General features: G+C 72.6%; 13 protein-coding genes. 12 read left to right on the top strand and 1 reads right to left on the bottom strand.

The annotated features are described in order from the left end of the window. Positions 1 to 4: 4 nt before the first annotated feature. Positions 5 to 2,212 (bottom strand): cyanophycin synthetase, encoded by a 2,208-nt coding sequence (gene cphA, locus OOT46_RS01705; RefSeq protein ID WP_265401846.1) that lies wholly within the window; start codon positions 2,210 to 2,212, stop codon positions 5 to 7. 236 nt (positions 2,213 to 2,448) lie between these two features. On the opposite strand from cphA, the gene OOT46_RS01700 reads away from it, so the two are divergent. The 12 genes from OOT46_RS01700 (at position 2,449) to OOT46_RS01645 (ending at position 25,415) form a co-directional block, all read left to right on the top strand. Beyond that, on the top strand, positions 2,449 to 4,740 hold the full coding sequence (locus tag OOT46_RS01700) for an ABC transporter ATP-binding protein (protein WP_265401845.1): 2,292 nt from the start codon (positions 2,449 to 2,451) through the stop codon (positions 4,738 to 4,740). A gap of 11 nt (positions 4,741 to 4,751) precedes the next feature. Beyond that, positions 4,752 to 5,249: a DUF1854 domain-containing protein gene (locus OOT46_RS01695; RefSeq protein ID WP_265401844.1), complete on the top strand. Its 498-nt coding sequence runs from the start codon at positions 4,752 to 4,754 to the stop codon at positions 5,247 to 5,249. A 175-nt stretch (positions 5,250 to 5,424) separates the two neighbouring features. Then, a complete protein-coding gene (locus OOT46_RS01690) occupies positions 5,425 to 6,054 on the top strand; it encodes a ubiquinone biosynthesis protein (RefSeq protein ID WP_265401843.1) in 630 nt (209 codons plus the stop codon). 67 nt (positions 6,055 to 6,121) lie between these two features. Beyond that, positions 6,122 to 8,329 (top strand): hypothetical protein, encoded by a 2,208-nt coding sequence (locus tag OOT46_RS01685; protein ID WP_265401842.1) that lies wholly within the window; start codon positions 6,122 to 6,124, stop codon positions 8,327 to 8,329. A gap of 18 nt (positions 8,330 to 8,347) precedes the next feature. Further along, on the top strand, positions 8,348 to 13,576 hold the full coding sequence (locus OOT46_RS01680) for a DNA repair ATPase (RefSeq protein WP_265401841.1): 5,229 nt from the start codon (positions 8,348 to 8,350) through the stop codon (positions 13,574 to 13,576). Between the two features lie 4 nt (positions 13,577 to 13,580). Then, the gene (locus OOT46_RS01675) at positions 13,581 to 14,297 is read left to right on the top strand and encodes a phospholipase D-like domain-containing protein (RefSeq protein WP_265401840.1); all 717 of its coding nucleotides are present in this window, start codon (positions 13,581 to 13,583) and stop codon (positions 14,295 to 14,297) included. Between the two features lie 10 nt (positions 14,298 to 14,307). Then, positions 14,308 to 15,111 (top strand): CorA family divalent cation transporter, encoded by an 804-nt coding sequence (locus OOT46_RS01670; RefSeq protein WP_265401839.1) that lies wholly within the window; start codon positions 14,308 to 14,310, stop codon positions 15,109 to 15,111. Positions 15,112 to 15,209: 98 nt separating this feature from the next. Then, on the top strand, positions 15,210 to 18,188 hold the full coding sequence (locus tag OOT46_RS01665) for a DUF4132 domain-containing protein (protein WP_265401838.1): 2,979 nt from the start codon (positions 15,210 to 15,212) through the stop codon (positions 18,186 to 18,188). A gap of 59 nt (positions 18,189 to 18,247) precedes the next feature. Beyond that, positions 18,248 to 20,230 carry a hypothetical protein gene (locus OOT46_RS01660; RefSeq protein WP_265401837.1) on the top strand — a complete coding sequence of 661 codons (1,983 nt, stop codon included), beginning with the start codon at positions 18,248 to 18,250 and terminating at the stop codon, positions 20,228 to 20,230. Positions 20,231 to 20,321: 91 nt separating this feature from the next. Next, complete coding sequence (locus OOT46_RS30865) at positions 20,322 to 23,273, top strand: DUF2339 domain-containing protein (RefSeq protein WP_416136130.1); 2,952 nt, start codon at positions 20,322 to 20,324, stop codon at positions 23,271 to 23,273. Then, a complete protein-coding gene (locus OOT46_RS30860; RefSeq protein ID WP_416136129.1) occupies positions 23,215 to 24,006 on the top strand; it encodes a DUF2339 domain-containing protein in 792 nt (263 codons plus the stop codon). The genes OOT46_RS30865 and OOT46_RS30860 overlap by 59 nt, the downstream gene beginning before the upstream one ends. Beyond that, entirely contained in the window at positions 24,003 to 25,415 is a 1,413-nt protein-coding gene (locus tag OOT46_RS01645) for a DUF3999 family protein (RefSeq protein WP_265401835.1), read from the top strand. The genes OOT46_RS30860 and OOT46_RS01645 overlap by 4 nt, the downstream gene beginning before the upstream one ends. The last annotated feature ends 13 nt before the right edge of the window (positions 25,416 to 25,428 follow it).

Raw genomic sequence — 25,428 nt, 5'->3', positions numbered from 1 at the left:
CGCGTCAGCGGGGCTGCGCCTGCTTGCCGCGCGAGGCGGCGTCCAGCGAGGCGGCCGGGGCCGGGTCGAAGTTGCGGGCGCCGGCCGCGATCAGCTCGGGTGCCAGGCCCAGTGCCCAGGCAGCACCCAGCGCGGCCAGCAGGCTTTCGGCCGGCACCGGGGAGCCGGCCGCGCGCGCTGCCGGGAAGGCCTCGAGACGCCCCAGCGACTGCTCGTCGTCGCCGCGTGCCAGCACCACCTGGCCCTGGCGCAGGAACACCGCGCGGCCACCGGCGGCACGGTGCTCGGCCAGGGCCGGCAGCTCCGGGTCCAGGCCGTAGAACAGCACCTCGCCGTCGCACAGCGGCGCCATCTCGGCCACCAGTGGATCGTCCGCGTTGAGCACCGCGGTGCCTTCGGGCAGCACCACGTCCACCTGGGTGCGCAGGACATTGAAGACCTGCCGCGGTTCGTGAACATGGTAGGTTTTGAGCGCGTCGGCGCCGCTGACGTCGGTCACCACACCGACCAGGCAGCGGTCGTAGGCCAGGCCCTGCGCCAGGATCTGCTCGGCGCCGTTCTCGATCACCGCGGCCTCGATGTTGCGGTTCATCAGCACCCGCTGGCCGGCGGCCCAGGTGGCGCTCGGCTGCGTCTCGACCCGGCGACCGTCGAGGTAGAGCCCGTCGCCGCAGGCCAGGCCGACCGGCTGGCCGCCCATCTGCAACAGCCCCGCCACCAGCCGCGCGATCAGCGCGCTGCCGCTCGCGCCGGCAATGCCCACCACCGGGATGCGGGCGTCGTCGCCTTCGGGAAACAGGTGCTCGACGATGGCCCGGCCCACCGGCCGCGGCGCGCCGTCGACCGGCTTCAGGTGCATCAGCAGGCCGGGACCGGCATTCACCTCGACGATGGCACCCTGCTGGGCGCCCAGCGGGCGCGAGATGTCGCTGGCGACGAGATCCACGCCGGCGATGTCCAGCCCGACGATACGCGCGGCCAGCGACGCCGCGGCCGCCACCTCGGGGTGCACCTGGTCGGTCACGTCGAAGGCGACGTTGCCGTTGCGCTGGATCAGCACGCGCTGCCCTTCCGCCGGCACCGAGTCGGGCTGCAGGCCCTGGCGTGCCAGCTCCAGCGCCACCGCAGGATCCTCGCTGACCAGGATCTTGTTGAGCGGGAAGTCCTCGCTTTCACCGCGCCGGGGATCGGCATTGAGCTGGGCGTCGATCAGCGCCAGCACGCTGGAGCGGCCGTCGCCGGTCACCCAGGCGGTTTCGCCGCGCGCGGCGGCCACCACCTTGCCGCCCACCACCAGCAGGCGGTGTTCGTTGCCGGGGATGAAGCGCTCGACGATGACCTCGCTGCCTTCCTGCTCGGCGAGTCGGAAGGCGACCTCGACGTCCTCGCGCGTGCTCAGCTCGATCGAGACGCCGCGGCCGTGGTTGGCATCGGAGGGCTTGACCACCACCGGCAGGCCGATGTCCTCGGCCGCGTCCCAGGCGTCGGCCGGGCTCTCGACGATGCGGCCCTCCGGCACCGGCACGCCGCAGGAGGCCAGCAGGCTTTTGGTCAGGTCCTTGTCGCCGGAGACGCTTTCAGCAATGGCGCTGGTGCGGTCGGTCTCGGCGGTCCAGATGCGGCGCTGGCGCGCACCGTAGCCCAGCTGCACCAGGTTGCCGTCGGTCAGCCGGATCGCCGGGATGCGGCGTTCGCCCGCGGCATCGACGATGCAGGCGGTGCTCGGGCCCAGACACAGCGAGTCCACCATCGCACGCAGTCCGGTCACGCTGGCGGCCACATCGCAAGGCCGGTCGTCCATCGCAGCGAGCACCAGCTCTCGGGCAGCGGCCAGCGCGGCGCGGCCGACCTGCTCGTTGCGAGCCCGGAAGGCGACCTTGTAGACGCCCCGCACCCCGGTCTCGCGCGCCTTGCCGAAGCCGGCCTGGCTGCCGGCCAGGTTCTGCAGCTCGATCGCGACGTGCTCCAGGATGTGGGCCGGCCAGGTGCCCTCGCGCAGGCGTTGCACGAAGCCGCCGCGCTCGCCGACGCCGCAGCGGTGCTCGATCAGCGAGGGCAGCCAGGCGATCAGGCGATCGGCGAAACCCCGGATGGTGTGGGAGGGCTGTTCCTCCAGCTCGCCGATGTCCACCCAGGCTTCCAACACGGGCCGGTAGGTCCAGACGTTGGGGCCGTTCAGGTAGGCGACCTTCAGGATCTTGATGTCTCTCATGCGTGCATCCGGCTCACGCCGCCCGGGGGCCAGCGCGACGGTGATCGTTTTCTGGAAATTGGTAAAGGTTCACGCCCGAAGCCGGCGTGATGGAGAAATATCGATGCGGCTGTCAACCGCCCCGGGGGGCCAAACGTGAGCCACAGGTTCGGCTCGACCGGGCACGCGCCGGCGCGCTCCGGGGGCGGGCCCCCTCACACGGCACGTGGCTGCTTCGCCGAGAAGCGCAGGACTTCATGACACATCGACCCTCCAACACAAACTCTCCCGCCGGCGCGCTGCCGGATGTGCGGCCGGCGGATCTGGAATCCGTCCTGGCCGAAGGGGAGAACGTTCTGGCCCGGCTGGAGGTTGACCTCGACCTGCAACTTCGTTTCGGCCGCGGTGATATTGCACTGACACCGACGCGGCTGCTGGCGCGCCAGCCCGGCGGGGCCTGGCAGGCCTGGCCGCTGCACCTGGGCCTGAGCCTGCAGCACGAGGACCACGCCGGCGTCGGTCGGCTCGAACTGCACGATGAAAACACCCGACTCGGTTGCTGGCGTTACACGCTGCGACACCACGGCGAGGCGCTGCAGTTCATCGAGCGCTTCGAAGCCCGGCGCCATGCGCTCGCCGCGGGCACCCCCCTCGACGCCCCGGCCGAGGCCGCCGCCTGCCCCAGCTGCAAGGCGCCACTGCCCGAGGACGAGGACGAATGCCCGGTCTGCCACCGGGAGGTGCACGCGCCGCCCTCGACCTGGACCCTGCTGCGCCTGTGGCGTTTTGCGCGGCCCTACCAGGGCCAGCTGCTGGCCGGCTTCCTGCTGACCCTGGGCTCGACCGCGGCCACGCTGGTGCCGCCCTATCTGACGATGCCGCTGATGGACCGGGTGCTGATCCCCTACCAGAACGGCGCGCCGATCGATCCTCAGCTGGTGCTGGTCTACCTGGGTGGGCTGCTCGGCGCCGCCCTGCTGGCCTGGGCGCTGGGCTGGGGGCGCACTTACATCCTGGCCCTGGTGAGCGAGCGCATCGGCTCGGACCTGCGCACCACCACCTACGAACACCTGCTCAAGCTGTCGCTGGAGTACTTCGGCGGCAAGCGCACCGGCGACCTGATGGCCCGCATCGGCAGCGAAACCGACCGCATCTGCGTGTTCCTGTCGCTGCACCTGCTGGACTTCGCGACCGACGTGCTGATGATCGTGATGACGGCCGCCATCCTGTTCTCGATCAACCCCTGGCTGGCGCTCGCGACCCTGGTGCCGCTGCCCTTCATCGCGTGGCTGATCCACGTCGTGCGCGACCGGCTGCGTACCGGCTTCGAGAAGATCGACCGGGTCTGGTCCGAGGTGACCAACGTGCTGGCCGACACCATCCCCGGCATCCGCGTCGTCAAGGCCTTCGCCCAGGAACAGCGCGAGGCCACGCGCTTCCGCGAGGCCAACCGCCACAACCTGGCGGTCAACGACAGGCTCAACAAGGTCTGGTCGCTGTTCTCGCCCACCGTGTCGCTGCTGACCGAGATCGGGCTGCTGGTGGTCTGGGGTTTCGGCATCTGGCTGGTCGCGCAGGGCCGTATCACGGTGGGCGTGCTGACCGCCTTCCTGGCCTACATCAGCCGCTTCTACACCCGGCTGGACTCGATGAGCCGGATCGTCTCGGTGACCCAGAAGGCCGCCGCCGGGGCCAAGCGCATCTTCGACATCCTCGACCACGTCTCCAGCGTGCCGGAGCCGCTGCGCCCGGTGGAGCTGGCGCAGCCGAGCGGGCGCATCGAGCTGCGCGAGGTCGGTTTCCGCTACGGCAGCCGCTCGGTGATCCGGGGCCTGGACTTGAACATCGCGCCCGGCGAGATGATCGGCCTGGTCGGCCACAGCGGCTCGGGCAAAAGCACGCTGGTCAACCTGATCTGCCGCTTCTACGACGTCAGCGAGGGCTCGATCCGGGTCGATGGCGTGGACATCCGCTCGCTGCCGGTGGCGAGCTACCGGCGCCACATCGGCCTGGTGCTGCAGGAACCCTTCCTGTTCTTCGGCACCATCGCCGAAAACATCGCCTACGGCAAGCCCGGGGCGACGCGCGCGGAGATCGTCGCAGCCGCCCGCGCCGCCCACGCCCACGAATTCATCCTGCGCCTGCCGCTGGGCTACGACTCGCTGGTCGGCGAGCGTGGCCAGGGCCTGTCCGGCGGCGAGCGCCAGCGCATCTCGATCGCCCGCGCGCTGCTGATCGACCCGGCCATCCTGATCCTCGACGAGGCCACCTCGGCGGTCGACACCGAGACCGAGAAGGAAATCCAGGCGGCACTCGACAACCTGGTGCGCGGCCGCACCACCATCGCGATCGCGCACCGGCTCAGCACCTTGCGCCAGGCCGACCGGCTGGTCGTGATGGACCGCGGCCAGGTGGTCGAGGTCGGGCCGCACGATGCCCTGATGGCCCACCGCGGCGCCTACTGGCGCCTCTACGAAGCCCAGGCCGCCAGCGCCCGCGAGCAAGCCGGCGCGCTGACCGGCGACACTTCCGCCCGCGAGGCGGCATGAGGAGAGCGGCGATGAGCACCAGCCCGCCCCCTGTCACGCCCGCGCCCGGCTTCACGCTGGAGCGCAACCCTTTCGGCCGCCTGGTGCTGAGCGCGCCCGACGGCAGCTGCGTCGAGGGCGTCACGCCGGTGCGCGCCTTCCCCGTCGCGGCGCCCGAGGAGGGCGTCTCGCTGGTCGGCCCCGACGGCCATGAGCTGGCCTGGGTGGAGCGGCTGGCCGAGCTGCCGGCGCCGCAACAGGCGCTGATCCGCGAGGAGCTGGCGACGCGCGAGTTTTTCCCGGAGATCCGGCGCCTCTGCAAGGTCTCGGGCTTCACCACGCCCAGCACCTGGGAGCTCGAGACCGACCGCGGCCCCGCCACCCTGGTGCTCAAGGGCGAGGAAGACATCCGCCGGCTCGCGGCCGGCTCGGTGATGATCACCGACAGCCACGGCCTGCAGTTCCTGATCCGCGACCTGGGCGCCCTGGACAAGGCCAGCCGGCGCCTGCTGGACCGTTTCCTGACCTGAACGCCCGCTCCCCGCCGGCCGCGCGGCGCGTTTCTTGACCCCCCGCTTGGGGGCGTTGACACACCTGGCCGCCACTTCTATCCTGCGCCGCGCAGGGTTTGGCGGTACTGCACACAGTCGGCAAGCCGCGACCCGCAACGACAAGCCGGACAACAAGGGCGGGGGTGAGAGGGATATGACGGGTTTCCTGGAAGCCGCCGCGGGGTATCCGACGGCGATCTGCTCGGCCCTGCTCGGCGTCGTGCTGGTCTATTGGCTGCTCGCCATCGTCGGGCTCGTCGACATCGAGTCGGGCCTGGACATCGACGGTGATGCCGCCGACCTCGGCGCCGTCGCCAGCTTCCTGGTGAGCGCCGGCTTGAGCGGCGTGCCCGTCTCCCTGATCGCCAGCCTGCTGGTCGTGTTCAGCTGGACCGCCTCCTGCCTGGCCGGCATGTGGCTGCTGCCGCTGCTGCCAGCCGGCGGTCTGCAGTGGCTGGCCGGCACCGGCGTGCTGCTCGGCAGCTTCGTGCTCGCCTATCCCGCGACGCTGCTCGCCATCCGGCCGCTGCGCGGCCTCTTCACCATCCACGCGGCCGCCCGCCCGGAGGCGCTGGTGGGCCGCAGCTGCACCGTGCGCACGCTGACGGTCGACGAGCGCCTCGGCCAGGCCGAGGTCGAAACCGGCGCCGCCACCGCCATCATCAACGTGCGGGCACAGACGCCCAACCGGCTCGCCAAAGGCGCCAACGCGCGCATCCTCGGCTACGACGCCCGCGCCGGCCACTACCGCATCGAGCTCGACCTCGGTCGGCAAGACAGCTGAGGGCGGCCCGCGCGGGCCCGCCGATACAACGATTCAACCTTAAGACCCCTGACCGGAGAGGACCCCCATGGAGCCGATTCTTTTCGCCATCGGCGCGCTGGCCATCTTGCTGCTTGGCCTGTTCGCGATGTTCATCAAGTTCTATCACAAGGTCGAGCAGGGTTATGCGCTGATCATCAACAAGACCAGCGACAAGACCGTCGTCACCTTCAGCGGCGGCCTGGTGCTGCCGGTGATCCACCGGGCCGAGCTGATGGACATCTCGCTGAAGACCATCGAGATCACGCGCATGGGCAACGAGGGCCTGATCTGCGCCGACAACATCCGCGCCGACATCAAGGTGAAGTTTTTCGTCAAGGTCAACAACCTCGACGCCGACGTGTTGAAGGTGGCGCAGAGCATCGGCTGCGAGCGCGCCTCCAACCCGGAAACGCTGGAGGAGCTGTTCTCGGCCAAGTTCTCCGAGGCGCTCAAGACCGCCGGCAAGAAGATGGACTTCGTGCAGCTGTATGAAGCGCGCGACAAGTTCCGCGACGCCATCGTCGCCGAGATCGCCTCCAACCTCAACGGCTATGTGCTCGAGGACACCGCCATCGACTACATCGAGCAGACCCCGGTGCACAAGCTCGACTCCAACAACATCCTCGATGCCCAGGGCATCAAGAAGATCACCGAGCTGACCGCCTCCCAGCACGTGCGCACCAACGAGCTGCGCCGCAACGAGGAGATGGAGATCAAGAAGAAGGACGTGCAGACCCAGGAGGCGCTGCTCGAGCTGGAGCGCCAGCAGGCCGACGCCCAGGCGCGGCAGCACCGGGAGATCGCGTCGGTGCGTGCGCGCGAGGAGGCCGAGACCCAGCGCATCCAGGCCGAGGAGAAGACCAAGGCCGAGCTGGCCCGCCTGCAGGCCGAGCAGGCCGTCGCGGTGCAGCAGGAGAACGTGCTGCGCGAGAAGGAGGTGGCCGAGCACAACCGCCGCCGCGCGGTGGTCATCGAGGAGGAGAAGGTCACGCGCGCCCGCGAGCTGGAGGTGGTGGACCGCGAGAAGGAAGTGACCTTGCAGCGCATCGAGAAGGAAAAGGCCGTCGAGGTGCAGAAGAAGGCCATCTCGGACGTGATCCGCGAGCGCATCGTGGTCGAGCGCACGGTCGCCGAGCAGGAGGAGGCGATCAAGGAGCTGCGTGTGATGGCCGAGGCCGAGCGCACCAAGAAGTCCACCATCGTGCTGGCCGAAGCGCAGGCCGAGGAAAAGCTGCTGATCGAGGTCAAGGCCGCCGAGGCCCAGGAGCGCCGCGCCCGCCACAAGGCCGCCGAGGAACTGACCCTGGCCGAGGCCAAGCTCAAGGTCGCCGAGAAGGACGCCGAGTCCAAGAAGCGCGAGGCCGAAGGCACCGAGGCGACGGTCGCCGCGACCGGCCTGGCCGCCGCCAAGGTCATGCTGGCGACGGCCGACGCCAAGGAAAAGCAGGGCCTGGTCGACGCCCGCGTGCAGCAGGCCGCGGCCGAGGCGCTGCGGGTGCAGATGGAGGCCGAGGCGCTCGGCAACGAGAAGAAGGGCCTGGCCGACGCGCAGGTCATCGCGGCGCGCGCCCAGGCCGAGGCCGAGGGCCTGCGCGCCAAGCTCGACGCCGAAGCCCAGGGCAAGGAAAAGCTCGGCCTGGCCGAGGTGCAGGTGCGCGCGGCCGACGCCGACGCGATCGAGAAGGCCGGCCTGGCCGAGGCCCGCACCGTCGAGGCCCGCTTCAACGCCGAGGCCAAGGGCCTGCGCGAGAAGTTCGAGGCCATGAAGGCGATGAGCGAGGAAACCCGCGCGCACGAGGAATTCCGCATGCGCCTGGAGAAGAACCATGTCGAGGTGCTGAAGTCGCTGGAGGCCCAGACCACCATCGCCAAGGACCAGGCGCAGGTGCTGTCCACCGCGCTGGGCAACGCGAAGATCGACATCGTCGGCGGCGAGGGCGACTACTTCGACCGCTTCGTGCGGGCCTTGTCGGTCGGCAAGGGCATCGACGCGACGGTGGCCAAGAGCCAGACCTTGCAGACCGTGTTCAAGGAACAGCTGGCCGGCGAACGCGACGTGGTGGCCGACGTCAAGGGCGTGATCGGTGCACTGGGCCAGTCCAGCGACGAGCTGCAGAAGCTGAGCATCGCCGGGCTGATGAACCGCGTCATGACCCAGGGCAGCGACAGCGAGAAGGCCGCGCTGCAGACGCTGATCGCCGGCGTGACGAAGTCGCAGCCGCTGGGCCTGCCGGACAAGACCGGCGGCCAGTGACGAGGCCGGCTGCCCACCATGGAGAACACCGCCGCGGCATCCACGACCCCAGGCCCCGCTGACGCCAGCGACGGCGCGGCCTTGAGCGAGGCCCTGGTGGCCGACAGCGGCAGCTACGAGCTGCTGAAAAAGCGCCTCGCGGTGCAGGGCGAGGCCTTGCACGCCAAGACGCAGGCGCTCAACGAGGCGCGCCTGGCCGCCTTCGGCCGCTCGGACCAGGCGCTGGTGCTGCGCACGCTGGCGCGCACCGAGAACAACTGCGTCGCGCGCGACATCGTGCGCATCGGCGGACAGCTGCTGTTCGGCTACAACGTCTACATCGGGCTGCGTCGCGAAACCTCGGTCGGCGACGTGTTCGCGCTCTACCGGCTCGCCGAGCACGACGGCGCCGACGAGCTGGAACCGCTGCCGCTGGTCGGCAGCTTCCTCGACGATGCGCGCTTCACGGCCGACTTCCGCGAGCTCTACGCCTACTACAAGCAGGCCACGCTGCTGCAGCTGAGAGTGACGGCCGACAAGCTGCTCGCGTCCTTCCAGATCGGCCAGCAGCTGCACGACGTGCGCGTGTTCCGCTGGAGCATCGCCCGCGACGGCAGCGTCGCCTACCTCGACAACCGCGGCGAGCGCGACATCGCCCTGCCACCCAGCCACGACTTCGAGTGGACGGCGACACGCCGCGAGGACCATGTCGGCGGCAAGCACCCGCATGTCAACATCCTGGACACCGTGTTCGTCGAAACCGTCGGCGGCGACCTCACGGTCAAGATCGAGAACAACACCGAGACCGGCCTCGGCATCTACAGCGAGCCGGTCGAGGACAAACACCAGTCGCTCACCGACGCCGAGATCGCCTACGCGCGGCTGGGCCAGCTGATCCTGCTGCGCATCAAGCCCTACCGCGAGACTGCGCTCCGCTACCTGGTCTACAACATCCGCACGCAGAAGGTCGAGCGCATCGACGCGATCGGCGGCTCCTGCGTGCAGCTGCCCGAGGACCACGGCATCGTGTTCCCCGGCGGCTACTACCTGCAGTCCGGCGAGTACAAGCGCTTCGAGCTGCCCGGCGAGATCGTCACGGCGCTGCGCTTCAAGCGCAGCCTGCGTTCGCCCAACGGCGAGGACGTGCTCTACGTCTTCTACGAGCCGGGCTCGGGCCACTATGCGCTGTTCACCTACAACCTGATCGACAAGACCCTGGGCGCGCCCATCGTCGCCAACGGCTATGCCCGTTTCCCCGACGGCCGCATCCTGGTGTTCCAGGCCGACCGCGGCGAGCCCACCCGGGTGCACCCGATGCAGCTGTGGCAGACGCCCTTCGCGAGCGAGGAGCACGCCAGCACCCAGCCGGCCAGCGGCGGCTTTTTCGGCCGCATCGGCAATGCCGAGCTGGTGCGCGGCGTCTCGGACCTGTCCGGCATCGCGCGCGCGGTGCGCGAGCAGGTGCCGACCCGGGCCGCCTACGAAGACCTGATCCGCCAGTGCAGCCGGGTGGCCGACGCCCACTTCTGGCTGGATGCGCCCGAGGCCGGCGGCGTGGCGGTCGAGCTGCGCCGGATCGCCGACGGCGCCCGCGCCACCCTGGCCGAGTTCGAGAAGGTCGAGAGCATCCGCCGCGAGACCGCGCAGGCCCTGGCGCGCGCCGAAGCCGAGCAGCGTGCGCTCGCGACCGACATCGCCAGCACCCTGTGGCGCACGCCGGACGAGTTCGTGCGCGCGCTGCACCGGCTGCGCGAGCGGCGCGGCCAGCTGCAGGCGCTCAAGGAGCTGCGCTACGCCGATCTGCCGCGGCTGGCCGCGATGGATGCCGAGCTGCAGGCCGAACAACAGCGGGTCGGCGAGCGCGCGCTGCAGTTCCTGGCCGGCGAGCAGGCCTTCGACAGCCACCGCAAGAGCCTGGACAGGCTGGCGGCCGAGTCGGCCCAGTCGCACACCACGCCGGCCCTGGACCGCGTGCTGCAGCAGCTGGACGAGAGCGCGGCCGGGCTGGACCTGCTGACCGAGCAGCTGGGCAGCCTGCCCGGCGGCGACGCGGTCATCCGCACCTCGGTGCTCGACCGCATCGCGCTGGTCTATGCCGAGATCAACCGCCTGCGCGCCGAGGCCCGCCAGCGCCGCAAGGCGCTTGGGGCGACCGAGGCGGCGGCCGAGTTCGGCGCCCAGTTCAAGCTGTTCGGCCAGGCGGTCGAGAACGCGCTCGGCATCGCCGACAGCCCCGAGAAGTGCGACGAGGCGCTGACGCGCCTGCTGGCGCAGCTGGAAGAGCTCGAAGGCCGCTTTGCCGAGCAGGACCACTTCCTGGCCGACATCACCGCCAAGCGCGAGGCCGTCTACGAGGCCTTCTCGGCGCGCCGCCAGAGCCTGGCCGACGCCCGCCAGCGGCGCGCCCAGGCCATCGTCGAGGCCGGTTCGCGCATCCTCGACGGCGTGCCGCGCCGCGTGGCGCGCATGGCCGAGCTGAACGAGGTGCACAGCTTTTTCGCGGCCGACCCGCTGGTCGCCAAGCTGCGCAAGCTCATCGACGATCTGCGCACGCTGGGCGCGGCGGTCGCCGCGGACGATCTCGACACCCGGCTGAAGACGGCCCGCGACCAGGCCGTGCGCGCGGTGCGCGACCAGCGTGACCTGGTCGCCGACGACGGCAACACGCTGCGTTTCGGCCGCCACGCCTTCACGATCAACCGCCAGCCGCTGGACCTGACCCTGGTGCCGCACGACGGCGCTCTGGCCTGGCACATCACCGGCACCGACTACCTCGCGCCGCTGCACGACGAGCGGCTGGCCGCGCTGCGATCCTGCTGGAACCAGGCCCTGGTGTCGGAGACCGAGGTCCTGTCGCGCGCCGAATACCTGGCCGGCCTGATGCTGCGCGCGGTGCAGGAGGGGCACACCGAGCTGGCCTGGGACGAGCTGATGCGGCGGGTCGCCGAAGGCCCGGAGGGCCGCGCGGCGCTGCTGGAGCACGTGCGCCGCTTCGCCGCGCCGCGCTACCAGGAGGGCTACCAGAAAGGCGTGCACGACGAGGACGCGAGCCGCCTGCTGGCGACGCTGGCGGCCATGCAGGCCGAGGCCGGGCTGCTGGCCTTCGGCCCGGCCGAGCGGGCGCTGGCCCTGCTCTACTGGCAGTCGGGCCGTTTTGTCGCGGAGCGCGAGGCGCTGCTGCGGCAGGCCCGCGCCGCGATGCAGATGCAGGCCTTGTTCGGCAGCCGCCAGGCGCTGGAACAGCTGGAGCACGACACCGCCCGTGCCCTGAGTGCCTTCGCCCGCGACTTCTTCCTGCCGGGCGCGACCGGCCGCGGCGATGAACCTTGCGCCGGCGTTCCCGAACAGGCCGCCGCCTACCTGGTGCGGCAGCTCGCGGGCGAGCGCGGCGGCGAGGCCTGGGTGGTCTCCGGCGCCGGCGAGGATCTGGCCCAGGCCCTGGTGCGCGAGCTGGAGCGCAAGGGCCGCTGGAGCGAACTGCAGCGCGACCTGGAAGCCGCCCCGCCGCCCGAGCGCTGGCGCCTCGCGTCGAGCTGGGTGCGCGCCTATGCCGGCGCTCACGCGCCCGAAGCCACCACCTGGGCCGACGACGCCGCCGCCCTGCTGGCCGTCCCCGGCCCGCGGCAGCGTGTCAACGCCACGCTGGACCGGCGTGTCGAGGGCCTGCTGGCCGAGCACCCGCGTGTCGCCGGCGGCGCGATGGCACTCAACCTCAACGACTTCTGGCGCCGCTTCCTGCACCACCAGGCCTCGGTGGTGCCCGCCTTCGAGGCCTTGCAGTCCTTGCGCGCCGAGTTGCTGCACGCCGAGAAGGCGCGCCTGCGGCTGACCCAGTTCCAGGCCCGGCCGCTGTCGAGTTTCGTGCGCAACCGGCTGATCGACGAGGTCTACCTGCCCATCGTCGGCGAGAACCTGGCCAAGCAGATCGGCGCCAGCGGCGAAGGCAACCGGACCGACCGCATGGGCCTGCTGCTGCTGATCTCGCCGCCGGGCTATGGCAAGACGACCTTGATGGAGTACGTGGCCGACCGGCTCGGCCAGATCTTCGTGCGCATCAACTGCCCGGCGCTGGGCCACGAGGTGAGGTCGATCGACCCCGCCGCCGCGCCCAACAGCGCCGCGCGCCAGGAGCTCGAGAAACTCAACCTCGGCCTGGCGATGGGCAACAACGTGATGCTGTACCTGGACGACATCCAGCACACCAGCGCGGAGTTCCTGCAGAAGTTCATCGCGCTGGCCGACGGCACGCGGCGCATCGAGGGTGTGTGGAACGGCGAGACGCGCAGCTACGACCTGCGCGGCAAGCGTTTTGCCATCGTGATGGCCGGCAACCCCTATACCGAGTCGGGCGAGGTCTTCAAGATCCCCGACATGCTGGCCAACCGCGCCGACATCTACAACCTCGGCGACGTGCTGTCGGGGCGCGAGGCGCTGTTCGCGCTGTCCTACATCGAGAACAGCCTGACCGCCAGCCCCGCGCTGCTGCCGCTGGCCTCGCGCGATCCGCGGGACGTGCAGCTGCTGGTGCGCCTGGCGCAGGGTGAGGAGGTGGCGCCGAGCGCTTTTTCGCATGCCTACAGCGGCGCCGAGCTGGAAGAGCTGAAGGCCTTGATGCAACGCCTGTTCCGCGCCCGCGACCTGCTGCTCAAGGTCAACCTGGCCTACATCGAGTCGGCCGCCCAGCACGATGCCTACCGCACCGAGCCGGCCTTCAAGCTGCAAGGCAGCTACCGCAACATGAGCAAGCTGGCGGCGCGCATCACGCCGCTGATGCACGAAGACGAGCTCGACGCGCTGCTGCGCGACCACTACCGCGGCGAGGCCCAGACCCTGACCACCGGCGCCGAGGAGAACCTGCTCAAGCTGGCCCAGCTGCTGGGCCGCCCGAGCGCCGAGGAGTCGGCGCGCTGGCAGGCCATCTGCGAGGAGTTCGTCAAGCGCCGCAAGCTCGGCGCGGACACGGGCGACACCGGCACCCGCATCGCCGCGGGCCTGCTGGACGTGGCCCAGGCGGTCGAGCGGCTGCAGCCGCCCGGCCCGGTCGCTGCCGGCAGCGAAGTGCCGGAGCTGGGCAAGCTGGCGCAGATGGTGATGGACATGGCCTCGACCCAGCACCGGGTGCTGGTCTCGCTGATCCGCACCACCCAGCCGCGGCTGTCGCCCGAGCACCCGGTGTGGGACGAGATGGGGCGTATCACGGCCCAGCTGCAGTCGCTGGTACCCACCGAAGGGCCCGGCGCCGCCCGCCACGAGACCGAGGAGTCCTGAGCCCATGACCCGTCCCGACACACCCGATACCCCCGGCTTGCCGGCCCTGCTCGATGCCTTGGCGGCAAGCATCGCCGACGAACGCCTGAGCGATGAGGAAAAACGCTCGCTGACCCAGGCGCTGCGTCAGGCCTCGCCGCCCGAGGACGGCCTGCGCCAGCTGCGCAACCGCGCCTTCGAGCTGGTGCGCGAGCGCCTGCCCGACCCCGCCCAGCAGGCCCTGGTCAAGTGGCTGGACGGTGTGGTGCGCGCGCTCGACGTCGCCCGCGCGCCGGCCGGCAGCGTGACCGCCCAGGCCTGCTTCAGCCCCGGCGAGGACTGCCTGCACGCCATCGTCGGCCAGCTGCGCTCGGCACGGCGCCGCATCGACATCTGCGTCTTCACGCTCTCGGACGACCGCATCAGCGAGGAGGTGCTGGCGGCCCACCGCCGCGGTGTCGCGGTGCGCCTGATCACCGACAACGAGAAGGAATACGACCGCGGCAGCGACATCGGCCGGCTGCGCGAGGCCGGCATCGCGGTCGCGGTGGACCGCAGCGCCGCCCACATGCACCACAAGTACGCGATCTTCGACGCGGCCCGGCTGATCAACGGCAGCTACAACTGGACCCGCAGCGCCTGCCTGGAGAACGAGGAGAACGTGGTGCTGTGCAACGACCCGGCGCTGCTGCACCGGTTCTCCGAGCACTTCGAGCAGCTGTGGCGCCAGCTGGCGCGATGAAAGGCCCGCGATGAACCGCCCCACCTACGACTGGAAGTTGCCGCCCGAGATCGAGCGGCGCCTCGGCACGGAAACCTACGGTGCCCAGCGCGCCATCTTCGAGGCCGGCCACCTGCTGCTGGTGCTGCACCGGCCGCCGGAGCCCGGCGACCCGGACCGCGACGCAGCGGTGTTCCTGCGCCAGCCCGACGGCCGCTGGCTCTACCAGGGGCAGGCCCCCGGCGAGCCGGCCTTCGAGGAGTTGCTGGCCAGCTACGCAGGCCTGCAGTTCGAACTCAGCCTGCTGTGCACCCGCGCGCCCCAGCTCGAGGTCGAGGAATTGTTCAACCTGCAGGCGCGTGCCCTGCCGCTGGCGCGGGCGGCCGCCAACCTGAAGGACACGCTGCAGGCGGCTCGCGAGCGGGTGCCCGAGGACCGCCTGGTGCTGACCCTGCGCGACCGCGCCGTCGAGCTGTCGCGCGGCCTGGAGCTGCTGCTGGCCGACTCGCGCCTGGCGCTCGACTACCGGCTGGCGCGCAGCGCCGAGGAACAGGCCCGCGCCGCGCTCGGCTTCAACCGCGCCCAGCACAAGCTCAACCTGATCGCCGCCCTCACCTTTCCCTTGATGGCCCTGGCGGCGGTGTTCGGCATGAACCTGCCCAGCGGCCTGGAGCAGGCGCCCGCCTGGCTCTTCTGGGCCGTGTTCCTGGCCGGGCTGGTGCTGGGCCTGGCGGTCAAGGGCTGGATGGGGCGCCCCTCGTCGGCGGCTGCGCCCGCCCCTGCCGCTGGCAAGGGCCGCCGGCCCGGCAAGTCCGTGCGCCGGCCCCTGAAGTGAGCGCCCTGTGCTCCAGGTCCTGAGCGTCAGTTTCGACTCGACCGCGCCGGGCACGGCGCTGTGTTTCGTGCGTCTGGTGCCGCTGGTCCGAGGCTGAGATGCTGCAGGTCCTGCACGAAGAGCAGTTCGACCTCTCGGCACTGCGTCCCTGGCTGGCGCCGCTGCTGGAGGCGACCGCCAAGGTGTTCGAGGTCGACGCCGCGCACGCCGCCGCGATCGAGCACCTGCGGCCGCAGCAGGACGAGGAGCGCGCCTGGGACACCGTGAACTGGCGGCTCGAGCGCACGCTGACCGAGCGGCTCGACGCCTGGCTGGGCCGGCTCGACACCCTGGGCCCGCGCGAGCTGCTGCAGCGGACCCTGCTGCTGGTCCGGCTGCACGAGGCGCGGCTGCTGCGCAGCCACCCGGCCTGGTCGCCGGAGGAGGAGCGGGTGCCGCGGGCGCTGTACGACCGCGCCGCCCTGTTGCTGGACCTGCTGCTGGCTTGCAGCCGGGCCGCCTTCGCAGCCGCCGATCGCGACGCGGCCTGGATCGCCCCCGCCACGCTGCGGGAGTTCGTGGCCAGCCAGCTCGCACTGCGTCTGCTGGGCGACGAGCAGGACTCCCAGCCGCTGCCGGCCGCCGTGTTCGAGACCCGGGTCTGGTCGGAACCGCGAGCCCTGCTGCCGCTGGTCCAGCAGGTGCTGGCCGGCCACGTCCGGCTGCATGCCGACGGGCGCTGGAGTGCCGACAGCTCGGCCGGCACCGTGCTGGCGGTCAGCGCCGGCGTGCTCGGCGCACCGCGGCGCCGGGACCGTTTCGCGCGCCGCTTCGCCCGCCTGCTCGAACACGCCTTGCGTCACGGCCAGGCCACGGCGGCGGCCGCCGCCGAGCTGTACCGGACGCAGCCGGGCTTCACGCCGTACTACCTGCTCGGGCTCGACCCGCGGCGGCTGGACCGGGCCCCGGAACTGGCGAACTTCGTCCGTTTCCTGTGGCAACGCCTGCAGGATGAGGAAGCCGCCTGGCGTCTGCGCCCCGCGCAGGCGCTGGAGCACGACGACCTGCTGCCCGACTTCAGCCCGCCGGTGGAACTCGACAACGGGGATGCCGATCCGCCCTCGGTCCGGCTGGTCGGCGGCGAGGCGCTCCTGTGGCATTGCCGCTGGCGCGAAGCGCAGCTGGAGCAGCCCAGCGACCGCGTGGTCCAGCACCACTTCTACTGGCCGCTGGCGCGCATCGAGGCCCTGCAGCCCGGCGAGTCACGCGCCGAGCTGGTGGCGCGGCTGCGCGAGCTGCGGCCCGCCGCGCTCGAAGCGGCCTTCGGCACTGCCTCGGAGCTGGCCGAGTCGCTGCTGTTCGAGGCTCTGCAGCGCACCGAGCTGGAGCCGCTGCGCCAGTGGCGCCATGCCCACGCAGCACGCTGCCGCCACGAAGGCCTCGGGTCGGAAAGCCGGCTGCCGGTGCACGAGCTGCGGCCCCTGCTGGCGCCGCTGGCGCAAGCGGCTTTCGAGTGGTTCTGCACGGTCTACCTGCATGCCACCGAAGGCGGCTCGCTGGCTACCCTGCTGCGCGGGCTGCGTGGCGACCGCGCCGAGGCCCTGCTGCACTCCGCCTTGCACAAGCATGCGCACGTGCCGATCATGGCGATCGGCCTGCTGCCGCTGCCCGAAGGTGAGGCCCGCGAGGCCGCCTGTCTGGAACGCTACCTGCAGCTGAAGGCGCTGGACAAGGAAGCCGGCCGCTACGGCGCGGAGCGCCGTGCCCACCACCAGGCCGCGGTCACGGTCGGACTGGCCCATCTCGCCGCCGTCGCCGGCTACGACAGCCTGGGCAGCCTCGAATGGGCGATGGAGGCGCGCCAGGGCGAGCAGGTCGCGGCCTGGTTCGAGCCCCGGACCATCGGCGGCTACCAGGTCCACATCGAGCTTCACGCTGAAACCACCGGCCCGGTCGTCGTCAACGCCAAGGGCAAGCGCCTGGCGACCGCGCCGACGGCGCTGCGTAAACACCCGCAGTGGCTGGCCCTCAAGACGGCCTGGGTCGGGCTGAAGGAGCAGCGGCGCCGTTTTGTCGCTGCGCTGGAAAGGCGCCTCGTCGACGCCACCGCGATGGGTCAAGCCCAGCTGGACTCGGTGATGGACCACCCGCTGATGGCCGACCTGGCACAGCGCCTGGTGTGGCAGGACGAGGCCGGCGGCATGGGCCTCTATCGCCGCGACGGACTCGAGGGGCCCGACGGCCTGCACGGCCCGTGCGGCAGCCTGCGCCTGGTGCACCCGGTGGAACTGCTGCGGCAGGGCCGGCTCGCCGACTGGCAGCGCTGGCTGGTCGAACGCGGCGTGGTGCAGCCCTTCAAGCAGGTCTTCCGCGAAATTTATGTGCCGACACCGGCCGAGCTGAAGGCGGGCGACCGCTCGGCCCGCTACGCGGGGCGCTGGCTGCGCACCCGCCCGGCCCAGGCCCTGTTCAAGGCGCGCGACTGGGCGCCGGCCGGCTGGCGTGAACGTGCGCTGGCGCTGCACCGGCGGCACTTCGCCGACGGGGTGCTGGCCTGCTTCGACTTCCACTTCGACGGGCACTGCTTCACCGAGCCGAATGAACTGGAAAGCGACCTGGCCTGGTTCGAGCGCGACGGCCGGCGGCTGGCCTTGTCCGAGGTGCCGCCGGTGACCTTCTCCGAGGCGATGCGCGACCTCGACCTGGTGGTCGCCCGCTCGCTCGGCGGCGACGACGCTGGCTACGGCTCGCCCGCCACGGTGCAGGCGCGCCGCGAACTGCTGCAGGCGCTGCTGCCGGCCCTCGCGCCCGAGCCCGGCGCGCTGACCCTGGGCAAGCGCTATGTGCATGTGCGCGGGCGGCTGGCACAGTACCGCATCCACCTCGTCAGCGGCCACATCCACATCGAGCCGGGCGCCTGCCTGTGCGTGATCCCGGCGCCCGAGGCGGCGGCCGGCGCACGGCAGCCGCCCCGCCTGCCCTACGAGGAGGAGGATGCCAAGAGCGCCGAGATCCTCAGCAAGCTGCTGTTGCTGCTCGACGACGACCGCATCCGGGACGAATCGATCCGCCGCCAGATCGTCGGGCGGAGGTCTTGATCTTCCGCCGGCCGAGGCCGGAACAGGCGCATCACACGGGATAACAAGGAGGGGACAGGGTGGGCCATCGCTGCTTTCTTCATCTCCGCGCGCAGGCGCCGCGGCATCCGCTGGTGTGCATCGCCGAGAGCAGCAACATCGTGCCGGCGCTGTGGCGGATCCTGCTGGCCGATGCCCGCCCGGCGCCCACGGCCTTCCAAGCGGTATTCGGCGACGCCGGCAGCCCGGCGCTGGAAGCCGAGGCCCGCCCGGCGCTCGGCCGCTTCGAGCGTTTTGTGGCGCTCGCGCTGCGCCACCCGGCGCTCGCCCGCGACGCGGCGCTGCCGCGCGCGCTCGAGGCGACCGGCCACTGGCTGCGCGAGCAGGTCGAGCACTGCGAGGCCGAGGCCGGCGGCCGGCCGGCCCTGTTCTGTGCCGACCTCGACGAGATCACCGGGCTGGATGACAGCGCGGTCGATGCCGCCGGGAGCATGGCCGCGCTGCAGCAGGACTTCGCCGACGGCTGGCGGGCCCTGGAGCTCGAAGCCGCGGCCGGCACGCCGCACGGCCTGGACGAGCTGCTGGGCTTCGCGTCCTTCCGCCTGGGCGTCGGCGACTGGATGGCCTGGTGCCGCATCTTCGGCTTGGGGGGGCTGGAGCATCCCTACTTCGCCGCCATCGAGGAGCACCCCCCGGTGCTCGGCTTCGCCGAGTGGGTCGCGGAGGCCGGGGCCCTGCCCGCGCTCTGGGCCGGCACCGGCTGCCGGCCGGTGCGCCGCGGCGCGCGGCTGGGCCTGGAGGACGAGCAGGGCCGGCCGCTCCTGCCGGCGAGCTATGTCGCCTTGGCGCCGGCCTCGGTGGCGCGCACGTCCCCGGCGGATCCGGCCGCTCCCTTGCGCTGGGTGGAGATCGAGCAGGACACGGCGGACGGGAAGGGCCTGTGGGACCTCGCCGCCGGCCGGGCGGCGCTGGGCTGCCACCATGAGCAGGTCTGGGTGCTGGAGCCCGGCGGCAGCGCGCCCGCCTGGTTCCTGTGCAGCACCGTGATGGGCCTGCCCGAGGACATCGATGCGCGGGCCTGGAGTGTCTACGACAGCGACGGCCGGCCGGCCCTGCCCGGCTACTACCGCTGGTTCGGCGGCCCCGAGCTCGACACGCCCGCGGTGCTGCGGCATTGCCTGGCGGCCTGGAGCGAGGCTCGGCCGGTGCTGGTGGCGGAGCACGACACCGGACACTGGTGGTGGGTGCGCCCCGGACACCCGCCACGCAGCCATGCCGACCAACTGGCCGCCGACTGGCGCGGCGGCGACCTGCGCGCCGCGCTGCGGCTCGCCCGCGACCTGTACGACGGCCGCGGGCTGGAGGCCGACCGCGAGGCGGCGCACGCCTGGGCCGCGCGCGCCGCCGGCCTGGTCGCGCCGCCGGGCAGCGGCCCCGTCGAGGGCCTGCCGCCGGGCATGGCGTTGTATGCCCAGGGGCTGCGCGAAGGGCGGGGCGGTGCCCCCGACCTGCCCGGCGCGCGTGTGTGGGCCGAGCGGGCACTGGCCGACGGCGAGACCGGTCCGGCCTTGTGTCTGCTGCTGGGCCGCCTGCTGCTGGACCGTGCCGCCGGTCCCCCGGAGCCGGGCCGGGCCCTCGGCCTGTTCCGCCACGCCGCCGCCCAGCTCGACGAGGGCAGCACGGCGCAGGCGGAGGCGCGCCGTCAGGTCGGCGAGCTGCTGCTGCGGGCCGAGGCCGCCGAGGCCCTGGCCGACGCCCGCGCCTGGCTGGAGCAGGCGGCCGAGGCAGGCGACCGGCGGGCGATGGAGCGGCTCGCGCAAGACGTCTACGGCAACCCCGCTGGCACCTGTCACGACCCGAAGCGTGCCGCCCACTGGGAGGCACGGGCCGCGCAGGTGGCCGCTCCCGCCGAAGCAGAGGCCGACGACCGGCGGCCGGTTTTTTTCCGCGGCTGGCGGGTGCTGCTGCTGCCCCCCGCGCTGCTGCTGTTCCTGCTCTCCCTGCTGCTGCAGCTCGGACGGGCGCTGTGGCGATGGTGCTTCGGGCGGGGCACCGGCGGCTGAGCCGCGGCGCCCGGGGTACCCTGCAGAGCCGTCGACGGCACGACCACCACAGACCACCACAAGACCCACGACAACAAGAGGGAGTGAAGGCATGAAGTTCCTGTGCGCTCTGATCGGCGGCTTTCTCGGCTGGGGCATCGGCGATCTGCTGGGTGCCATCGTCGGCGTCGCGCTGGGCCCCATCCTGGTCGCCATGCTGCAGAAGCAAGGGGACCCTGAGCCGGCTGCCCCGGGCGCCGCACGGCCCGGCCTGGAAGCGCGGCTGCAGGCGCTGGAGCGGGAAGTCGCCGCCTTGCGCAGCGAGGTCAGGCGCTTGGGCGGCGAGGCGGCGGCGGAAGCCGCCACGCCTACCTCGGCCCAGGGCCGGGTCGCCGATCCGCCCGCACCGCTGGCGACCCCACCGGCCGGCCCGGTGCGGGCCCCCGAGCCCGTCGGTCCGCGCCTCTCGGAAGCCGCCGCGGCGGCGGCTCTCGCGGGCCGCCCGGCATCCGCCGACAGCGACCGGACCACTGGGCCGGCCGTGCCTCCCGCCCTGCCGCCGGCCCCGGCCGTGCCAGCCACCGCCGAGCCGGCGCCGGCCGAACGTCGCCCCCTGCCGCGGCCCGCTGCGGTGCCACAAGAACCGGCGCGCCCGCCGGCTGCACCCGCGGTGCCCTTGCGCGACCGCCTGCCCCCGGGGCTGAGCCGCTGGATCTTCGGCGGCAACACCATCGTCAAGGTCGGCGTGCTGATCCTCTTCCTGGGCCTGGCCTTCCTGCTGCGCTACGCGGCCGAGCGGGTCACACTGCCGGTCGAGCTGCGGTATGCCGGCGTGGCCCTGGTGGGCGCCGTGCTGCTCGGCCTGGGCTGGCGGCTGCGCGAGCGCAGCGACGCGGCCGGCGGCCACGGCTATGGCGTGATCCTGCAGGGCGCGGGCATCGGCGTCTTCTACCTGACCGCCCTCACCGCGCTGAAGCTGCACCCTCAATTGCTGCCCGCGACAGCCGCCTTCGCCTTCATGGCCGGCGTCTCGGTGCTGGGCTCGGTGCTGGCGGTGCGGCAGAACGCGCTGTGGCTGGCGCTGGTGTCGGTGGCCGAAGGTTTTGCCGCGCCGGTGCTCGTGTCCACCGGCGGCGGCAACCACGTGGCGCTGTTCAGCTATCTCGCCATCCTCGACCTGGGCATCTTCGGGATGGCGTGGTTCCGCGCCTGGCGGCCGCTCAACCTGGTCGGCCTGACGGGCACCTTGACCCTGGCCGGCGCCTGGGCCGAGCGCCACTACCGCGACGAGCTCTACGCCAGCACGCAGGCTTTCCTGCTGCTGTTTTTCCTGCTGTTCACGGCCATCGGCGTGCTGTTCGCGCGGCGTGCGCTGGCCGAGGGCGACGACGCCGCCGAGGCCGGGCTGCCGCTGTCGGCACGCGCCGGCCGCGCGCTGAGCCAGGTGGGCCGGGTCGACAGCGCCCTGGTCTTCGGCGTGCCGCTGGCCAGCTTCGGCCTGCAGTACGGCCTGGTCTCGGGCCACGAGTGGGGACCGGCCTGGGCCGCCTTCGGCTACGCGACCTTCTACCTGCTGCTGGGCGGCGTGCTGCTGCGCGGCGGCCACCTGCGCTACTCGCTGCTGGGCGAGGCCTACGCAATCGTCGGCGTCATCTTCGCCACGCTGTCCATCCCGCTGGCGCTGGAGGGCGCCTGGACCGGCGCCACCTGGGCCGTCGAGGCCGCCGGCATGTACTGGCTGGGCGCGCGCCAGCGGCGGCCCTATGCACGCGGCTTCGGCCTGCTGGTGCTGGGCGCGGCGCTGCTGCGGCTGCTCGCCTCGCTGGGGCTGGACCTGGGACCGGGCACGCCGCTGCTGACCGGCTCGCGCCTGGGCGTCGTGCTGTGCGGCGCCGGTGCGCTGGCCGTCTGGGCCGTGGGGCGCCGCCTGCCGGCCGACACCCGGCCGGCCTGGGAACAACACGCTCTCGCCTGGCTGCCCTGGTCGATAGCCGCAGCCGTCGCGGCATGGGTGTGGATGCTGCTCGTGCCGCTGTGGGCCAGTGTGGTGTGCGCCTGGCTCGCGCTGGCCTGCTTCACCGCCCCGGGGCGGCGAGCGGGTCGGGACGCTGGGACCGATCGGCTCGGTGCTGCACGGCCTGGCCCTGGCGGGGCTGGCTGCCACCCTGCATGGCGATGCCCGCAGCGCGATGCTGAGCGATGGCTGGGAGGGCCTGGCCGCGGCGCTGCTGATCGCCTTGCCGCTGCTGCTGAGTGCGGCGCTGTCGGTCCGCCGGCAGCTGCAGGCCGAGGCCCCGGCCCCCGGCGACTGGACGCTGGCCGGCAGCCTGGGCCTGGTCGCCGGGCTGGCGGTGCTGGCCTTGAGCCTGCTGTACGTGATGCCGGCCGACCGGGCGGCGCTGGCCTGGCCCTGGCTGGGGCTGGCCGCGCTCTGGGCCGGCCTGAGGCTGGGCCATCCGGTGCTGGTGCTCGCCGGGATGGCCCTGCAGGTCGCCGCGGCGGCCGGCCTGCTGTGGTTCGGCGCGCCGCTCTGGAGCGACACCGACCTGAACGCCCACTGGGGGCCGCTGGTGCTGACGCTGACCGGCCTGCTGGCCGGCGACCTGGTGCGCCGCCCGACACGCCGGCCGCTCGCGCTGGCGAGTGGTGCCGCGCCCCAGTGGGCCGCGGTCGCCTGGTCGCTGGCCTGGTGGAGCCAGCTGCTGCCGCCGGTCGGCTGGCGACTGCTGCTGCAGCACGACGCACTGGCCGCCGGCCCGGCCGCATGGGCCGGCTGGGTGCTGCTGAGCTCGATCGCGGTGGTGCTGCTCGCCCACTGGCGCCGCTGGCAGGTGCTGGGCCAGGCGAGCGCGCTGACGCTGCCGGCCTGGGTGCTGTGCGCGCTGACCGGCCCGGCCACCGACGGGCTGCCGCCCTCGGCCCACTGGGGCTGGGCGGTGTGGCCGCTGGCGCTGGCCTGGCACCTCCTGCTGCTGCGCCGGCAGCGCGACTGGTGGAGCCGGCCGGTGCTGCAATGGCTGCACCTGCTCGGCTTCTGGCTGTTCCTGCTGCTGGCCGCGCGTGAAGTCCAGCTGGCGATGGCGGGCCTGGGCGAGGCGGGCAGCGCCTGGGGGCAGCTCGGGTGGATGCTGGTGCCGGTCGCCGTGATCGCGGCATTGAGCCGCCCGGCCCTGCTGTCGCGCTGGCCCCTCGCCGAGCACCGCGATACCTACCTGGTCGCGGCCTGCGCCCCGCTCGCGGTGTACCTGCTGCTGTGGGTCTGGCACGCCAACCTCGGGCCGGGCGACGCCGCGCCCCTGCCCTACCTGCCGCTGCTCAATCCGCTCGAAATCGCGCAGGGACTGGTGCTGCTGGCCTTGCCGTTCTGGCGGCGCGCGCTGCCCGACACGGTGAGCCGGCAGATGCCCAGGCCGGCGCTCACGGCGGCCCTGGGCCTGTCCGGCTTCGCGATCTACACCGGCATGGTGCTGCGCACCTGCCACCACTGGGCCGGGGTGGACTGGCGCCTCGTTGCGCTGTTCGACTCGACCCTGACGCAGGCGGCCTTGTCGGTGGCCTGGTCCATCGTCGGCGTGGCGCTGATGCTGGCAGGCCATCGCCGTGTGGTGCGTAGCGTCTGGATGGTCGGCGCGGCGCTGCTCGGCGTGGTGGTGGTCAAGCTGTTCCTGGTCGAGCTGGCCGACCGCGGCAGCCTCTATCGCATCGTGTCCTTCATCGTGGTGGGCGTGCTCCTGCTGCTGGTGGGCTACTTCGCGCCGGTGCCGCCGCGGCAGCGCGATACGGGAGAGACGGCATGAGGCTGGGCGCAGGAACGTGCAGGGCGGGACTCGCCCTCGCCATCGCCGCGGCCGCCCCTGCGGCCGGCTCGGCAGCGGACCGCAGCGTCGCCCTGGTGCTGCAGGGTTGGGGCCCCTACTACACCGTGCAGCTGCCGATGGCGCTGCACGCGCGCACCGGTTCGCCCGATCTGCAAGGTCTGCGGCCGATCAACGGGCACGGCGCCGCCCTGCCCTTCGCCTGGTTGCCGGCAGCGACGGCCGACCGGGTCGAGCACGCCACCGAGCTGCCGCTGTTCCTGCGCCCCGGCCAGCGCGGCAAGGCGCCGGTGCCGCCCGGCTGGGTGCTCGACGCTCGCGGCGTGCCGGGCCGGCTGCACCACATCGAGCTGACGCCGGCGGACACCCAGCGGGGGGTGTTCGTGCTGTCGGTCCAGCACAGCACCGACCTGCAGCACTGGGAGACCGTGCTGCCCGCCGTGCAGGTGCTGGTGCTGGCGCATCAAGGCCGGCGCCTGCAGCAGACCGGCGTCGAGCTGCCGGCGCTCGCGCCCGGCTACCTCAAGCTCGACGCCGTGCCGGGCAGCGCCCTGCCGACGCTGGTGGCGGCCCGGGCCAGCAGCCACAGCACCCGGGAGCGCCCGCCCGTGTTGCAGTGGAGCGCGCCGATCGAGCCGGCGAGCTGCACCGCGCAAGCGTGCGACTACCGGCTGCCGGCGCCACTCCCGCTGGCGCGTCTGCAGGTGCGGGCGAACCAGCCGGACAGCCTGGCCGAGCTGCAGGTGCTCGGCCGCGACACGGTGGCGCCGGCGGCCACACCCCCGCCGTCCCCCCACGGGCTGCGTGAGCGGCTGCGGGCCGTGCGCGACAAGACCCGGCCCGGTTCGGTGTCCCCCGCGCAGGGCTGGAGCCACATCGCCAGCACCTCCGTCTACTGGCTGCGGCTGGCCGACGGAGAAGCGCGCTCGCCCGCGCTGGCGGTGCCGGCAGGCCCTGTCTTTCGCGAGTTGCGGCTGCACAGCGAGGGGCCCATCAGCCCGCCGGGGCACCGGCCGCCGACGCTGCGGGTGGCGGTCGAGACCCGTTCGCTGGTGTTCCTCGCCAGCGGTCCCCCGCCCTACCGGCTGGCCTGGAGCGACGCCACGGTCGCGGCCGCCGCCCCCCTGAGCCTGCAGCAACTGCTGCCGGCCGGCCCTGTGGATGCCCCCCTGCCGGCCGATACAGCGAGCGTGCAGCTCGACGAAGCGGCCGCGCCGGCCGTGCCCGCAGCGATGCCCCCCTCGGCCCCGCCGGCCGCCGCCGGGTCCGGCCGCCCCTGGCTCTGGGCGGTCCTGCTCGCCGGCCTCGCGATGATGGCCGCGATGGCGGCCTCGCTGCTGCGCAAACGCCCCGGAGCGGCGGCAGGCCCGGACGACAGGCCGCGCGGCTGAGGCCGGCCGGCGC

The organism is Aquabacterium sp. A7-Y (genome assembly GCF_026153205.1).
Classification (GTDB): domain Bacteria; phylum Pseudomonadota; class Gammaproteobacteria; order Burkholderiales; family Burkholderiaceae_C; genus Caldimonas.
This window is presented reverse-complemented; position numbering and strand designations above follow the sequence as displayed.

Excerpts from the sequence above, each read along its gene's own strand:
- cphA (WP_265401846.1), bottom strand. The coding sequence starts at position 2,212 with ATGAGAGACATCAAGATCCTGAAGGTCGCCTACCTGAACGGCCCCAAC.
- OOT46_RS01700 (WP_265401845.1), top strand. The coding sequence starts at position 2,449 with ATGACACATCGACCCTCCAACACAAACTCTCCCGCCGGCGCGCTGCCG.
- OOT46_RS01695 (WP_265401844.1), top strand. The coding sequence starts at position 4,752 with ATGAGCACCAGCCCGCCCCCTGTCACGCCCGCGCCCGGCTTCACGCTG.
- OOT46_RS01690 (WP_265401843.1), top strand. The coding sequence starts at position 5,425 with ATGACGGGTTTCCTGGAAGCCGCCGCGGGGTATCCGACGGCGATCTGC.
- OOT46_RS01685 (WP_265401842.1), top strand. The coding sequence starts at position 6,122 with ATGGAGCCGATTCTTTTCGCCATCGGCGCGCTGGCCATCTTGCTGCTT.
- OOT46_RS01680 (WP_265401841.1), top strand. The coding sequence starts at position 8,348 with ATGGAGAACACCGCCGCGGCATCCACGACCCCAGGCCCCGCTGACGCC.
- OOT46_RS01675 (WP_265401840.1), top strand. The coding sequence starts at position 13,581 with ATGACCCGTCCCGACACACCCGATACCCCCGGCTTGCCGGCCCTGCTC.
- OOT46_RS01670 (WP_265401839.1), top strand. The coding sequence starts at position 14,308 with ATGAACCGCCCCACCTACGACTGGAAGTTGCCGCCCGAGATCGAGCGG.
- OOT46_RS01665 (WP_265401838.1), top strand. The coding sequence starts at position 15,210 with ATGCTGCAGGTCCTGCACGAAGAGCAGTTCGACCTCTCGGCACTGCGT.
- OOT46_RS30865 (WP_416136130.1), top strand. The coding sequence starts at position 20,322 with ATGAAGTTCCTGTGCGCTCTGATCGGCGGCTTTCTCGGCTGGGGCATC.
- OOT46_RS01645 (WP_265401835.1), top strand. The coding sequence starts at position 24,003 with ATGAGGCTGGGCGCAGGAACGTGCAGGGCGGGACTCGCCCTCGCCATC.